This is a genomic window from Acidovorax kalamii, assembly GCF_002245625.1.
In the GTDB taxonomy this organism is placed as follows: domain Bacteria; phylum Pseudomonadota; class Gammaproteobacteria; order Burkholderiales; family Burkholderiaceae_C; genus Acidovorax; species Acidovorax kalamii.
In genome coordinates this window covers 415,772-429,449 of the sequence record NZ_NOIG01000011.1, presented here as the reverse complement: position 1 = coordinate 429,449, position 13,678 = coordinate 415,772, and the positions used below count along the sequence as shown (strand labels likewise).

At 65.0% G+C, this 13,678-nt stretch carries 13 protein-coding genes; 6 read left to right on the top strand and 7 right to left on the bottom strand.

What is annotated here, in order from left to right; genetic code table 11:
• Positions 1-11 precede the first annotated feature (11 nt).
• The 7 genes from rng to CBY09_RS18760 form a co-directional block, all read right to left on the bottom strand.
• Positions 12-1,502: a ribonuclease G gene (rng, locus tag CBY09_RS18790; RefSeq protein WP_094291082.1), complete on the bottom strand. Its 1,491-nt coding sequence runs from the start codon at positions 1,500-1,502 to the stop codon at positions 12-14.
• A gap of 24 nt (positions 1,503-1,526) precedes the next feature.
• A complete protein-coding gene (locus CBY09_RS18785) occupies positions 1,527-2,141 on the bottom strand; it encodes a Maf family protein (protein ID WP_094291081.1) in 615 nt (204 codons plus the stop codon).
• Between the two features lie 99 nt (positions 2,142-2,240).
• Complete coding sequence (rlmH, locus tag CBY09_RS18780) at positions 2,241-2,708, bottom strand: 23S rRNA (pseudouridine(1915)-N(3))-methyltransferase RlmH (protein WP_007858784.1); 468 nt, start codon at positions 2,706-2,708, stop codon at positions 2,241-2,243.
• Positions 2,709-2,774: 66 nt separating this feature from the next.
• Complete coding sequence (rsfS, locus tag CBY09_RS18775; RefSeq protein WP_094291080.1) at positions 2,775-3,626, bottom strand: ribosome silencing factor; 852 nt, start codon at positions 3,624-3,626, stop codon at positions 2,775-2,777.
• A gap of 202 nt (positions 3,627-3,828) precedes the next feature.
• The gene (gene hemF, locus CBY09_RS18770) at positions 3,829-4,800 is read right to left on the bottom strand and encodes an oxygen-dependent coproporphyrinogen oxidase (RefSeq protein ID WP_094291079.1); all 972 of its coding nucleotides are present in this window, start codon (positions 4,798-4,800) and stop codon (positions 3,829-3,831) included.
• Entirely contained in the window at positions 4,800-6,080 is a 1,281-nt protein-coding gene (gene purD / locus CBY09_RS18765) for a phosphoribosylamine--glycine ligase (RefSeq protein ID WP_094291078.1), read from the bottom strand. The genes hemF and purD overlap by 1 nt, the downstream gene beginning before the upstream one ends.
• Before the next feature lie 114 nt (positions 6,081-6,194).
• Positions 6,195-6,914, bottom strand: a complete 720-nt coding sequence (locus CBY09_RS18760; RefSeq protein ID WP_015014275.1) for a YebC/PmpR family DNA-binding transcriptional regulator — start codon at positions 6,912-6,914, stop codon at positions 6,195-6,197.
• Between the two features lie 80 nt (positions 6,915-6,994).
• On the opposite strand from CBY09_RS18760, the gene CBY09_RS18755 reads away from it, so the two are divergent.
• The 6 genes from CBY09_RS18755 (at position 6,995) to CBY09_RS18730 (ending at position 13,675) form a co-directional block, all read left to right on the top strand.
• Complete coding sequence (locus tag CBY09_RS18755) at positions 6,995-8,542, top strand: helicase HerA-like domain-containing protein (RefSeq protein ID WP_094291077.1); 1,548 nt, start codon at positions 6,995-6,997, stop codon at positions 8,540-8,542.
• A 181-nt stretch (positions 8,543-8,723) separates the two neighbouring features.
• On the top strand, positions 8,724-9,533 hold the full coding sequence (locus CBY09_RS18750; protein WP_094291076.1) for a glycine-rich domain-containing protein: 810 nt from the start codon (positions 8,724-8,726) through the stop codon (positions 9,531-9,533).
• A gap of 126 nt (positions 9,534-9,659) precedes the next feature.
• A complete protein-coding gene (locus CBY09_RS18745; protein ID WP_094291075.1) occupies positions 9,660-10,505 on the top strand; it encodes an enoyl-CoA hydratase-related protein in 846 nt (281 codons plus the stop codon).
• 262 nt (positions 10,506-10,767) lie between these two features.
• On the top strand, positions 10,768-11,772 hold the full coding sequence (locus tag CBY09_RS18740) for a threo-3-hydroxy-L-aspartate ammonia-lyase (protein WP_094291074.1): 1,005 nt from the start codon (positions 10,768-10,770) through the stop codon (positions 11,770-11,772).
• Positions 11,773-11,810: 38 nt separating this feature from the next.
• Positions 11,811-12,440 carry a uracil phosphoribosyltransferase gene (gene upp / locus CBY09_RS18735; protein ID WP_094291073.1) on the top strand — a complete coding sequence of 210 codons (630 nt, stop codon included), beginning with the start codon at positions 11,811-11,813 and terminating at the stop codon, positions 12,438-12,440.
• Between the two features lie 224 nt (positions 12,441-12,664).
• A complete protein-coding gene (locus CBY09_RS18730) occupies positions 12,665-13,675 on the top strand; it encodes a BMP family protein (protein WP_094291072.1) in 1,011 nt (336 codons plus the stop codon).
• Positions 13,676-13,678: the final 3 nt, after the last annotated feature.

Genomic DNA, 13,678 nt, shown 5'->3' with positions numbered 1-13,678 from the left:
CGCCGAAGTAACTACAGCAGCACGATGTCGTACTGTTCCTGCCCCATCGCGCTTTCGGCCTGCAGCGAGATGGGTTTTTTGATGAAGTCCGAGAGTCCGGCCAAGTGCTGGCTTTCTTCGTCCAGGAACAGCTCCACCACCCGCGCCGACGCCACCACGCGGAACTCGCGCGGGTTGAACTGGCGCGCTTCGCGCAGGATCTCGCGCAGGATGTCGTAGCACACGCTGCGGGCAGTCTTCACACTGCCCTTGCCCTGGCACACCTCGCAGGGCTCGCACAGCATGTGGGCCAGCGATTCACGGGTGCGCTTGCGGGTCATCTCTACCAGGCCCAGTTGCGAGAACGTGCCAGACGACATGGTCTTGACGCGGTCGCGGGCCAACTGCTTTTTGAACTCCGACAGCACGGCCTGCTGATGGTCGTCGCGCACCATGTCGATGAAGTCCACGATGATGATGCCGCCCAGGTTGCGCAGGCGCAGCTGGCGCGCAATGGCTTGCGCGGCCTCCAGGTTGGTCTTGAAGATGGTGTCGTCGAAATTGCGCGCACCCACGTAGCCGCCGGTGTTCACGTCGATGGTGGTCAGCGCCTCGGTCTGGTCCACGATGAGGTAGCCGCCTGATTTCAACTCCACCCGGCGGCCCAGCGCCTTGGCCACTTCTTCGTCGATGGAGTACAGGTCAAAAATGGGCCGCTCGCCCTTGTAGTGCTGCAGCTTGCCTGCGGCTGCGGGCATGAACTCCTGCCCAAAGGCACGCAGGCGCTGGAACTGCTCCATCGAATCGAGCCGAATGGTCTGCGTGTGGTCGCCCACCAGATCACGCAGCACACGCTGCAGCAGGTCCAGATCCTGGTGCAAGAGAGACATGGCGGGCAGCTTGAGCGATGCCTCCTTGATGCGCGCCCAGGTCTTGCGCAGGTAGGCGATGTCTTCGGCCAGTTCCTCGTCGGTGGAATCTTCGCCGTTGGTGCGCAGGATGAAACCGCCGCCCCCGCCCGTGGACTTGTCGCCCACCAGCGCCTGCAGGCGCGCGCGCAGGGCATCGCGCTCGGCAGGAGGGATCTTCTGCGACACGCCTACATGGTCGTCCTGCGGCAAGAACACCAGCAGGCGGCCTGCGATGCTGATCTGTGTGGACAGACGCGCGCCCTTGGTGCCGATAGGGTCCTTGATGACCTGCACCATGAGCGCCTGGCCTTCGAACACCTGCTTTTCGATGGGCACCTGGGGTTCGGTCTTGCGGGCAAATGCGGGCGGCTCGCCATCGGGCTGGCGCTGCCACACGTCAGCCACATGCAAGAAGGCCGCGCGCTCCAGGCCAATGTCGATGAAGGCCGACTGCATGCCCGGCAGCACGCGCGAGACCTTGCCCAGGTAGACGTTGCCCACCAGGCCCCGCTCCAGCGTGCGCTCGATGTGCAGCTCCTGCACGGCGCCGTGCTCCACCACGGCCACGCGCGTCTCCTGCGGCGACCAATTGATCAGGATGTCTTGTTGCATGACTGGGTAAGCCTGTTGTTTTGCTTATAGAGGGAAGCCCGCCGCGCGCAACAGTTGCGCTGTCTCGTACATGGGCAGGCCCATGATGCCCGAATAGCTGCCCGCCAGGTGTTCCACATACGCCGCAGCCCGCCCCTGGATGCCATAGGCACCGGCCTTGCCCAGCGGCTCGCCCGTGGCCACATAGGCGTCGATCTGCGCGGACGTCATGGCGGCAAAGGTCACGCGCGACACCGATAGCGCAGCCAACCGCTTGCCCCCCACCTGCAGCGCCACGGCGGTGAGCACGCGGTGCTCGTGCCCCGCCAGCTCGGCCAGCATGCGCGCGGCATGCTCTGCATCGTCGGGTTTGCCGTAGATGGTGCGGCCCAGGGCCACGGTGGTGTCGGAGCAGAGGATGGGGGCGTCTGGCAGGCCACGGCGGGCGCGCCGGGCCACGGCGGCATCCAGCTTGAGGCCGGTGACGCGTTCCACGTAGGCCGTGGGCGCCTCGCCGGGCAGCACCACTTCGATGGCCTCGGTGTCCTCGGCTTCGTCGCCGTCCACATTGGGCAGCAGCAGTTCGTGGCGCACGCCCAGCTGTTCGAGCAACTGGCGTCGGCGGGGGCTTTGGGAGGCGAGGTAGATGAAGTCAGGCATGAACAGATTTTGAATAAAAATCGGCCCCAGCGCCTGACCATCAAGCGCTAGCAGCTATCAAAACAATAGTAAATTGGGTCAGCAGCACGGGTAACCGCTTTATTCCCGGTGGTACGGGTGCCCGGCGTTCACCGACCAGGCCCGGTACAGCTGCTCGATGAGCAGCACGCGCACCATGGCATGCGGCAGGGTCAGGTCGGACAGGCGAATGCGTTCATGCGCGGCCTGGCGAAAAGCCGGGTCCAGCCCGTCGGGGCCGCCGATGACCAGCGCCACATCATCGCCCCCCAGCTGCCAGCCCTTGAGGCGTTCGGCCAGGGCCTTGGTGGTGAGGTTGGTGCCGCGCTCGTCCAGCGCCACCACGCGCGTGCCGCGCGGGATCGCGGCTTCGATGCGCTCACGCTCGGCGGCATAGAGCGTCTCCAGCGTCTTGGAGCCGCGTGGCTCAGTCTTGACGGCCTTGAGCTCGACCTTGAGTTCGGGCGGAAAACGTTTGGCATAGTCGTCGTAGGCCGTTTGTGCCCAGTCGGGCACCCGCTGCCCGACCGCCACGATAAGCAGCTTCATGGATCAACCTCGTTGCTTGGGGGTGGTTTCCGCAGCGCACCCAGCCGGGTGCCCTGCGGCCGCAGGTCAACCCTTGCGGGCCGGGGCCTTCTTGGCGGCGGGCTTGCTAGCAGCTGCCTTGGGTGCCGATGCAGAAGTCGGCTTGGCTGCGGCGCGTGCGGGGGCCTTGGCTGCAGGTGACGACTTCTTGGCCACAGGCTTCTTGGCGCCGCCGGGCTTGACCACCACCGTCTTGACAGGCGTCTTGGCGGCGGCGGGCTTCTTGGCGGCCACTGCACCGGTGGTCTTGGCTGCTGTCTTGGCAGGTGTCGCCTTGGCCGCCGTTTTTGCGGCGGGCTTGGGTGCTGCCTTGACGGGCGTCTTGGCGGCTGTCTTCGCAGCGGTCTTGGCGACGGCCTTCACCGTGGCCTTGCCCGAGCGGGCGGCTACCGCAGGGGCCGCTGCCTTCTTGGCAGGGGCTTTGGCGCCCGACTTGGCGGCCTTCTGGGCCGACTTCTTCTCGGCCAGTTCGGTAGCGGCGCTCGACTGGGGCTTGGCAGCGCCCAGCTTCAGGCGCACGGGGGTGTCGCCCCACAGCTCTTCCAGGCGGTAGTACTGGCGGATGGCGGGCTGCATGATGTGCGCCACGGCCGAGCCGCAGTCCACGATGATCCACTCGCCGTTGTCCTCGCCCTCAATGCGGGGCTTGGAGAACCCGGCTTCCTTGACCGCATCACGCACGCTGGCGGCCAGGGCCTTGGTCTGGCGGTTGGAGGTGCCCGATGCCACGATCACCCGTTCAAACAGCGGCGAGAGATGCTCGGTGTTGAAAACCTGGATGTCTTGCGCCTTGACGTCTTCCAGGCCATCCACGATGGCGCGCTGGAGTTTGGTGACGTCTTTTTTGGCGGCGGTTTCCGATTTGGTGGAGGTGGTCATCAGGCGGTGATTAGAGAGGGAATGGATCAATATAGCGCGCAACACGGCGTGCAACCAATAGGGCTGCGCCTCGGGTGCTACGTGTTGTTGCGCCGGTGTTGCAACCTGGCGCAGCGTTGGTTTGGGGTGTTTTAGGGCTCCTGCGCCTGTGTAAAAAGCGCGGCCAGCTATTGAAATTATAGCTTTTGCGCTTTTTACCCCGTCAGCACGCCGCCGCAGCAGCGCTGGCCAGCCAATCCCGGCGCACCAGAAAGCGCTGCAGCAACTCGGCTTCGGCCGAATCGGCGGCGTCAGAGCGCTGGTACGACCAGGCCACCAGCGGCGGCATGGACAGCAGGATGGACTCGGTGCGCCCGCCCGACTGCAGGCCAAAGTGCGTGCCCCGGTCCCACACCAGGTTGAACTCGACATAGCGGCCCCGGCGGTAGAGCTGGAAGTTGCGCTCGCGCTCGCCAAAGGGCGTGTTCTGGCGTTTTTCCACGATGGGCAGGTAGGCCCCCAGAAAGGCATCGCCCACCGACTGCGTCATCGCCAGGCTTTGTTCAAAGCCCAGCTCCGAGAAGTCGTCATAAAACACGCCGCCCACGCCGCGCTGCTCGTTGCGGTGCTTGAGGAAGAAATACTCATCGCACCACTGCTTGAAGCGTGGGTACTTGTCCTCACCAAAGGCGTTGAGCGCATCGCGGCAGGTGCGGTGAAAGTGCACGGCGTCTTCCTCAAACCCGTAATACGGCGTGAGGTCCATGCCGCCGCCAAACCAGCAGGTGGGCGCCTGGCCGGGGTGCCCGACGGCGATCATGCGCACGTTCATGTGCACCGTGGGCACATACGGGTTGCGCGGATGGAACACCAGCGACACGCCCATGGCCTCGAACGGCGCTCCCGCCAGTTCGGGCCGGTGCTGCGTGGCCGAGGGCGGCAGCTGCGGGCCACGCACATGGCTGAAGCCGCAGCCCGCGCGTTCAAACACCCGGCCACCTTCCATGATCTTGGTGATGCCATCGCCCTGCAGCGGTTCGCCGTGCGGCTTGCTCCAGGCGTCGGCCAGAAAGCGTGCTCCGCCCTCGCCTTCGACAGCTTCGAGGGCACCGGTGATGCGGGACTGCAGGCCCTGCAGGTAGCCGCGCACGCGCGCCACCGTCTCGGCGGCATTCAGGCTTTGCGCGTCAGCCATCAGCTTTTCAGGGCACGGAAGCCGATGTCACGACGGTACTGCGCGCCATCAAACTGGATGCCACGTGCCACGTCATAGGCACGCTGCTGCGCCTGCTTGACGCTGTCGGCCAGCACGGTGACGCACAGCACCCGGCCGCCCGTCACGCTGACCACGCCGTCTTTCAGTTGCGTGCCTGCGTGGAACACCACGGCATCGTCCGCATCGGCGGGCAGGCCGGTGATGGCGTCGCCCTTGCGCGGGTTCTCGGGGTAGCCGTGGGCGGCCATGACCACGCCCAGCGCAGTGCGGCGGTCCCATTGCAGTTCCATCTGGTCGAGCTTGCCGTCAGCGGCAGCAGCCATCACGTCGCTGAAGTCGCTTTTCAGGCGCATGAGGATAGGTTGCGTCTCGGGGTCGCCCATGCGGCAGTTGAATTCAAGCGTCTTGGGCTGGCCCTTGGCGTCGATCATCAGGCCTGCATACAGAAAACCGGTGTAGGGAATGCCGTCCTTTTCCATGCCCCGAATCGTGGGCAGGATGATCTCGCGCATGGCGCGGGCATGTACATCGGCCGTGACCACGGGGGCGGGCGAATAAGCGCCCATGCCGCCCGTGTTGGGGCCTTCGTCGCCGTCCTTCAGGCGCTTGTGGTCCTGGCTGGTGGCCAGGGCCAGCACGTTCTTGCCGTCGCACAGCACGATGAAGCTGGCTTCTTCGCCTTCGAGGAATTCCTCGATCACCACGCGCGCGCCACCTTCGTTGTGCGTCACGCCGTATTTGTTGTCCACGAGCATGAAGTCCACGGCGTCGTGGGCCTCCTGCAGCGTCATGGCCACTACCACGCCTTTGCCCGCCGCCAAGCCGTCGGCCTTGATGACGATGGGCGCACCCAGCCGGTCCACAAACGCGTGCGCCGCCGCCGGGTCGGTGAAGGTGTCGTAGTCGGCCGTGGGGATGCCGTGGCGGCGCATGAAGGCCTTGCTGAACGCCTTGGAGCTTTCGAGCTGGGCAGCCGCCTTGGTGGGGCCGAAGATGCGCAGGCCGTTGGCACGGAACTCATCGACCACACCGGCCGCCAAGGGGGCCTCGGGGCCCACCACCGTCAACGCGATCTTCTCGGCCTGGGCCCAGGTGCGCAGCTCGCGCACATCGGAGATCGCCACGTTTTCGAGCTTGGGGTTCAAGGCCGTACCACCGTTGCCGGGTGCCACAAACACCTTAGTCACCTTGGGGGACTCGCTCAGTTTCCACGCCATCGCGTGTTCACGGCCGCCGCCACCAATCACAAGTACTTTCATAGGAGCCTTTGGTGAACCCGGCCCAGAGCGCTGCGCTGCTGGGTGGGGTTCGGGGAAATATCAGTCGGAAAACAAGTCAGGGCAAGAAAAAAGCGGCGACCTGCAGGTGCAAAGTCACAGCGCCGCGTTGTGGTAGACCTCTTGCGTATCGTCCAGGTCTTCCAGAACGTCCAGCAGCTTCTGCATCTTGGCGGCGTCTTCGCCGGTCAGCTCGATGGTGTTTTCGGGCCGCATGGTCACGCCCGCCACTTCGGCGGTCAGGCCAGCGGCCTCCAGCGCGTTCTTCACGGCTTCAAAATCGGCCGGGGCCGTGAGCACCTCCACCGCGCCGTCTTCGTCGGTCACCACGTCTTCGGCGCCTGCCTCCAGGGCCACTTCCATCACCTTGTCTTCGCTGGTGCCGGGGGCAAAAATCAGCTGGCCACAGTGCTTGAACTGGAACACCACCGAGCCTTCCGTGCCCATGTTGCCACCGTGTTTGCTGAACGCGTGGCGCACTTCGGCCACGGTGCGCACGCGGTTGTCGGTCATGGTGTCGATCATGATGGCGGCACCACCAATGCCGTAGCCTTCGTAGCGGATTTCTTCGTAGGTCAGGCCTTCGGCGTTGCCCGTGGCCTTGTCGATGTTGTATTTGATGCGGTCGGCGGGCATGTTGGCCGCCTTGGCCTTGTCCACCGCCAGGCGCAGGCGGGGGTTGGCAGACAGATCGCCGCCACCGGCACGGGCGGCCACAGTGATTTCACGAATGATGCGGGTCCAGATCTTGCCGCGTTTTTCATCCTGCCGCCCCTTGCGGTGCTGGATATTCGCCCATTTGCTGTGTCCTGCCACGAGAGATCCTTTTGTATTGATTTAATCTACTGAGCGCGATTTTACTTTTTGCCGAACCTGTACCCCCGAGGAAACCCCAAATGGCCGAACCCCTGCTGATTGCCAAGCACGACACCATTGAATGCCACCTGCTTCCCGGCCTGGCCAACCGCCACGGGCTCATCACCGGTGCCACCGGCACGGGCAAAACCGTGACGCTGCAGACCCTGGCCGAGAACTTCTCGCGCATTGGCGTGCCGGTGTTCATGGCGGACGTGAAGGGCGACCTCACAGGCGCCAGCCAGCCGGGCAAGATTGGCGACAAGTTGGCGGGCGTGCTCAAGGAACGCGGCCTGGGTCTGCCAGAACCTTTGGCCTGCCCCACCACGTTGTGGGACGTGTTTGGCGAGCAAGGCCATCCGGTGCGCGCCACGGTGTCGGACATGGGCCCGCTGCTGCTGGGCCGCATGCTCAACCTGAACGAGACGCAGCTGGGCGTGCTGAACCTGGTGTTCAAGATCGCCGATGACAACGGACTGCTGCTGCTGGACCTGAAGGACCTGCGCGCCATGCTCACCTTCGTGGGCGACAACGCCAAGGAATTCACCACCGAATATGGCAACGTGAGCGCCGCCAGCGTGGGCGCCATCCAGCGCGGGCTGCTGCAAATCGAGCAACAGGGCGGCAGCGAGTTCTTCGGCGAGCCCATGCTCAACATCCAGGACTTCATGCAGACGGTGGACGGCCACGGCGTGGTGAACATCCTGGCGGCCGACAAGCTCATGAATTCGCCACGCCTGTACGCCACCTTCCTCTTGTGGATGCTGTCGGAGCTGTTCGAGCAACTGCCCGAAATCGGCGACCCCGAGCAACCCAAGCTGGTCTTCTTCTTCGACGAGGCCCACCTGCTGTTCAACGAGGCGCCCAAGGTGCTCATCGAGCGCATCGAGCTGGTGGTGCGATTGGTGCGCTCCAAGGGCGTGGGCGTGTACTTTGTCACCCAGAACCCTCTCGACATCCCCGACAGCGTGCTGGCCCAACTGGGCAACCGCGTGCAGCACGCGCTGCGCGCCTTCACCCCGCGCGACCAGAAAGCCGTGAAGGCGACGGCCACCACCATGCGGCAAAAACCGGGCCTGGACATCGAAACCGCCATCACCGAGCTGGCCGTGGGCGAGGCGCTGGTGAGCTTTCTGGACGCCAAGGGCCGCCCGAGCGTGACCGAGCGCGTGTTCGTGCTGCCCCCGGGCAGCCAGCTGGGGCCCATCACCCCGCAGCAACGCCAGGCGCTGATGGCCAATTCGCTGGTGACCGGTGTGTACGAAACCACGGTGGACCGCGAATCCGCCTACGAAAAGCTCAAGGGCCGCGCCGAAAACGCCCCGCCCGCACCCGCAAGCACGCCTGCCAGCCGCACAGCGGGTGGTGCCAGCCCCATGGGCACAGCCCCGGGCGGGGCCCAGCCGCAGGAGAGCAGCTTCCTCAACGACCTGCTGTTTGGCACCACCGGCCCGCGCGGCGGGCGCAAGGACGGCCTGGTGCAGACCATGGCCAAGTCGGCCGTGCGCACCGTGGGCACCAACGTGGGCAAGGAGATCCTGCGCGGCGTGCTGGGCGGCATCTTCGGCGGCGGCAGCAAGCGCCGCTGAAGGGAAAAGGGGTAGCGCGGCAGTGGTGCCCAGCAAACAACCACCGCCCCGCTGCCACCGAGAGCCCTCCGAAGGTGTGGTGACCTTGTGACAGGCTGGCGACAATGCCACGCGTTTGTCACGATTTGGTCACATTGCGGCCGTGCAATGACCGAAACACACAACAACAAGGAGGGACACGATGCAACGCGTAGAACACGCCCTGGTGCGCTGGGGCAACAAGGTGGTCCAGGCGGCCATCGTCCTGTGGGTGCTGGCTTTCATCGGGGTTTTTGCCGGGGTGTGGAAGCTCCAGTGGATCTGGCTGCTGTATGTGTTTGCCACGGTGCTGCTCACCGTGGTGCTGATCCGCTGGACTACCGCCGTGCGCGAGCGCTACATCCGCGAAGCCCCCCTGCCCCGCTTTCTGCAGCGCAAGCTACGCGAGGTCTACCCCCACCTGAGCCCCCGCGACTGTGATCTGGTCGAACGCGGCCTGCGCCAATTCTTCATGGCCTGCCTGCGCAGCAACAAGGACTTTGTGGCCATGCCATCCAAGACTGTGGATGCGCTGTGGCACGAGTTCATCCTGCACACGCAGGCCTACAAGCTGTGGTGCCACAACGCCCTGGGCTTCTTCTTGCACCACACCCCGGCCGAGGCTCTGGGCAAAAAAGCCCGCCACAACGACGGCCTGCGCCGCTGCTGGTACTGGGCCTGCAAGGAAGAATCCATCGACCCCAAGGCCCCCAGCCGCCTGCCCCTGCTGTTTGCGCTGGATGCCAAGTTCGCCATTGCCGGGGGCTTCACCTACGTGCCCGACTGCTCCGATATCGCCCGCAAGAGCGACGCGGGCGGCAGCGGCGGCGACAGCTACTGCGGCACCAGCTTCTCGGATGGCAGCTACAGCGGCAGCGCAGGCGACTTTGGCGGCGCGGAAAGCTCGGACGGAGGTGGCGGGGACGGAGGGGGAGATGGCGGTGGTGGCTGCGGCGGCGGGGGCGGCGACTGACCTCCACCATTTTGCTCCTCTATTTATAGCTAAAAATCCAGCACAGACAGGCGGAAACAGCCACATTCATCGAAAGTCACCCAGGCGACGACCCGCCTGCGGCCAGCGGGTCTACAGTGACGGACCATGAACACCACCCTCACCTGCTTCTCCCTCAGCATCACTAACCATGTGGCCCATCTGGTGCTGAACCGCCCCGAGGCCATGAACACCATGCACCCCACCTTCTGGCGCGAGCTGGACGAGGTGCTGGCCCAGCTGAACAAGAGCGGCGAGGCGCGCGCCCTGGTCATCAGCAGCACCGGCAAACATTTCAGCGCAGGCATGGCGCTCGAAACCTTTGGCGGCGCCATCACCATGGACGACCAGAGCCCCGAGGGCCGCGCCGCCATCTTTGACCTGCTCACCGACATGCAGGCCACCTTCACCCGCATCGAAAGCCTGCGCATCCCCGTGATCATGGCCATCCAGGGTGGCTGCATTGGCGGCGCGGTGGACATGGTGACAACGGCCTGCGTGCGCTATGCCACGGCCGACGCGTTCTTCTGCATCCAGGAGATCAACATCGGCATGGTGGCAGACGTGGGCACGCTGCAGCGCCTGCCCAAGCTCATCCCGCTGGGTGTGGTGAAAGAACTGGCCTACACCGGCCGCCGCCTGAGCGCGCAAAGGGCCCAGGGCTACGGCCTGGTCAACGAAGTCTTCGACACGCCAGAGGCCATGGTGGCCGCCGCGCTGCAGTGCGCGCAAGAGATTGCCAGCAAACCCCCTGTCGCCATCTGGGGCACCAAGCAGGCCGTGAACTACGCGCGCGACCACAGCGTGGAAGACAGCCTGCGCCAGATGGGCTGGCTGCAAGGCGCCATCTGGAGCAACCGACATGTGATGGAGTCCGTCACGGCGATGAAGCAAAAGCGGGCGGGTGAGTTCCCGGCGCTCACGCCGCTGATCCGCTTCAGCGAACAGGGTTGAGGGACGGAGCTGGCGGACGAGGCTGGCGGACGGCTCCGCCCCCCAGCCGCAGATCGCTGGACCGCCCGGCCGCCTGCGACGCAGGCCTCAAGGGCCGGAGCCGGGCCAGGCTCTGAGGGCAAACACCTCGTGCACTACTAAATTCATAGCTACCCGCGCTTACCCATCGCGCGCTGGCAGCTATTTTTATGCCAATCCTGGGCCCGAAGGGCTATCATGTGGCGACACGGGGCGGCGCACGCCCCGCAGCAAGGACGCCACCATGACCGTGCCCAACATGCCCCCCTCTGTGAGCCTGCCCACCCATGACGACGTGGCCGCCGCCGCCCGGCGGCTGGCAGGCGTGGCGCACCACACACCGGTGATGCGGTGCAACACCATCGACGAGCGGCTGGGCGCCAAGCTGTTCTTCAAGTGCGAGAACCTGCAGCGCACGGGTGCCTTCAAGTTCCGGGGCGCCTACAACGCGCTGGCCCAGTTCAGCGACGCGCAGCGCGAACATGGCGTGCTCACCTTCTCGGCCGGCAACCATGCGCAGGCCATTGCCCTGTCGGCCCGGTTGCTCGATATGCCTGCCCTGGTGGTAATGCCCGAGGACGCCGCCGCCTCCAAGATGGCCGCCACGCGCGAATACGGCGCCCAGGTGGTCACCTACAACCGCTACACCGAAGACCGCGAGGCCATCAGCCGCCAGCTGGCGCGCGAGCGTGGCATGACGCTGATCCCGCCGTTCGACCACCCCCATGTGATTGCGGGCCAGGGCACGGCCGCCCTGGAGCTGCTGCAGGAGGTGCCCGACCTGGACTACCTGTTTGTCAGCCTGGGCGGCGGCGGCCTGCTCTCGGGCAGCCTGCTGGCCGCGCAGGCGCTGGCGCCCCGGTGCAAGGTAATCGGCGTCGAGCCCGAGACGGCCAACGACGCCCAGCAGTCACTGCGCGCGGGCCACATCGTGCGCATCCCCAACCCACACACCATCGCCGACGGCGCGCAGGCACCGAGCCTGGGCGAACTTACCTACCCCATCATCCGCGAGCATGTCGAAGACATCGTCACCGTGAGCGACCAGCAGCTCATCGAAGCCCTGCGCTTTTTTGCAGCGCGCATGAAAGTGGTCGTTGAACCCACGGGCGCTCTGGCGTTTGCTGGCGCGCAGGCCTTTTCGGGCGAAGACGATGGCGCCAAGCTGCTGCACGGCGAGCGCGTGGGCGTGATCGTGAGCGGGGGCAACGTCGATCTGCCGCGCTACTCGCGGTTTCTGGCAGACTGATGCCCGTTTCGAAAAAAAGCAATTTCCTACTTCCTGCCATGAGCAACGTCACCGTCATCACCCACCCCCTCGTCCAGCACAAGCTCACGCTGATGCGCAAAAAGGACGCGAGCACCAACAGCTTCCGCCGCCTGCTGGGCGAACTCTCCACGCTGATGGCCTACGAAGTCACGCGCGACATGCCGCTGCAGGACATCGAGATCGAAACCCCGCTGGAAACCATGACCGGCAAGGTCATCGACGGCAAGAAGCTGGTGCTGGTCTCCATCCTGCGCGCGGGCAACGGCTTTCTGGACGGCATGCTCAACGTGGTGCCCGGCGCCCGCGTGGGCCACATCGGCCTGTACCGCGACCCGGCCACGCTGCAGCCGGTGGAGTACTACTTCAAGATGCCGTCTGAAATGGACGAACGCGACATCATCGTGGTGGACCCGATGCTCGCCACCGGCAACTCGGCCGCAGCCTGTGTGGACCGCCTGAAAAAGCTCAACCCCCGCTCCATCAAGTTCGTCTGCCTGCTGGCCGCCCCCGAAGGCGTAGCCACGCTGCAGAAGGCCCACCCCGATGTGCCGATCTTCACCGCCGCCATCGACCGCGAGCTGAACGACCACGGCTACATCCTGCCGGGCCTGGGTGATGCGGGCGACCGAATTTTTGGCACCAAATAAGAGCACAGCGCGCCGGGGCGTGCACCAGCCACCGCAGGGCCATGGAGCCCGGCGGTGGCTTTTTTCATGGTGGCTTGTCCGCGTCCGCAAATTTTTACCACCTGGTGGCTTTCCTCTGGCAGACTTGCCAGCGGTTTGCCGCAGTCCGGGGGGCCTACTGGCGCGCTCCTTGCTTGACAAAGGCACCTCCAACCCTTTGTTCGTTTGTCTGAAGGAACCCCACCATGACCACTCGCCGCCTTTTCACCGGACGCCTGTTCTGCACCTCCCTGGCCCTCTCGGCTGCCATGGCGATGGCGCCCTCACTGGCCACAGCGCAGTCCAAGCTCAAGGTCGCGGCGATCTATACGGTGCCCTTCGAGCAGCAATGGGTCAGCCGCATCCACAAGGCGCTCAAGGCCGCTGAAGCACGGGGCGAGATCGAATACAAAGCAAGCGAGAACGTCAGCAACGCCGACTACGAACGCGTGATGCGCGAGTACGCCACGGGCGGCAACCAGCTCATCGTGGGCGAGGCCTTCGCCGTGGAAGCCGCCGCCCGCAAGGTGGCCAAGGACTTCCCCAAAACGTCCTTCCTGCTGGGCTCCTCCGGCAAGCCGCAGGCGCCCAACTTCAGCGTGTTCGACAACTACATCCAGGAGCCCGCGTACCTCAGCGGCATGATCGCTGGAGGCATGACCAAGACCAACAAGATCGGTATGGTGGGTGGCTTCCCCATCCCCGAGGTCAACCGCCTGATGCACGCCTTCATGGCGGGAGCCAAAGAGACCAACCCCAAGGTCGAATTCACCATCACCTTCATCAACAGCTGGTTTGACCCACCCAAGGCCAAGGAGGCCACCTTCGCGATGATCGACAAGGGCGCCGACGTGCTCTATGCCGAGCGCTTTGGCGTGAGTGATGCGGCCAAGGAAAAGGGCAAGCTCGCCATCGGCAACGTGATCAACACCCAGGACAAGTACCCCGACACGGTGGTGGCATCGGCCATCTGGCACATGGAACCCAGCATCGACCGCGCGCTCAAGCTGGTCAAAGAGGGCAAGTTCACAGCCGAGGACTACGGCCCGTATTCGATGATGAAGCACAAGGGCTCTGAACTCGCGCCCCTGGGCACGTTCGAGAAGAAGGTGCCCGCAGACATCGTCGCCAAGGTCAAGGCGAAAGAGGCCGACATCCTGGCGGGCAAGTTCACCGTCAAGGTGGACGACAACCAGCCCAAATCGACGGCCAAGTAAGCA

What these genes read in the sequence shown, in the direction of transcription:
- rng (WP_094291082.1), bottom strand. Translation starts at nt 1,502, where the DNA reads ATGCAACAAGACATCCTGATCAATTGGTCGCCGCAGGAGACGCGCGTG.
- CBY09_RS18785 (WP_094291081.1), bottom strand. Translation starts at nt 2,141, where the DNA reads ATGCCTGACTTCATCTACCTCGCCTCCCAAAGCCCCCGCCGACGCCAG.
- rlmH (WP_007858784.1), bottom strand. Translation starts at nt 2,708, where the DNA reads ATGAAGCTGCTTATCGTGGCGGTCGGGCAGCGGGTGCCCGACTGGGCA.
- rsfS (WP_094291080.1), bottom strand. Translation starts at nt 3,626, where the DNA reads ATGACCACCTCCACCAAATCGGAAACCGCCGCCAAAAAAGACGTCACC.
- hemF (WP_094291079.1), bottom strand. Translation starts at nt 4,800, where the DNA reads ATGGCTGACGCGCAAAGCCTGAATGCCGCCGAGACGGTGGCGCGCGTG.
- purD (WP_094291078.1), bottom strand. Translation starts at nt 6,080, where the DNA reads ATGAAAGTACTTGTGATTGGTGGCGGCGGCCGTGAACACGCGATGGCG.
- CBY09_RS18755 (WP_094291077.1), top strand. Translation starts at nt 6,995, where the DNA reads ATGGCCGAACCCCTGCTGATTGCCAAGCACGACACCATTGAATGCCAC.
- CBY09_RS18750 (WP_094291076.1), top strand. Translation starts at nt 8,724, where the DNA reads ATGCAACGCGTAGAACACGCCCTGGTGCGCTGGGGCAACAAGGTGGTC.
- CBY09_RS18745 (WP_094291075.1), top strand. Translation starts at nt 9,660, where the DNA reads ATGAACACCACCCTCACCTGCTTCTCCCTCAGCATCACTAACCATGTG.
- CBY09_RS18740 (WP_094291074.1), top strand. Translation starts at nt 10,768, where the DNA reads ATGACCGTGCCCAACATGCCCCCCTCTGTGAGCCTGCCCACCCATGAC.
- upp (WP_094291073.1), top strand. Translation starts at nt 11,811, where the DNA reads ATGAGCAACGTCACCGTCATCACCCACCCCCTCGTCCAGCACAAGCTC.
- CBY09_RS18730 (WP_094291072.1), top strand. Translation starts at nt 12,665, where the DNA reads ATGACCACTCGCCGCCTTTTCACCGGACGCCTGTTCTGCACCTCCCTG.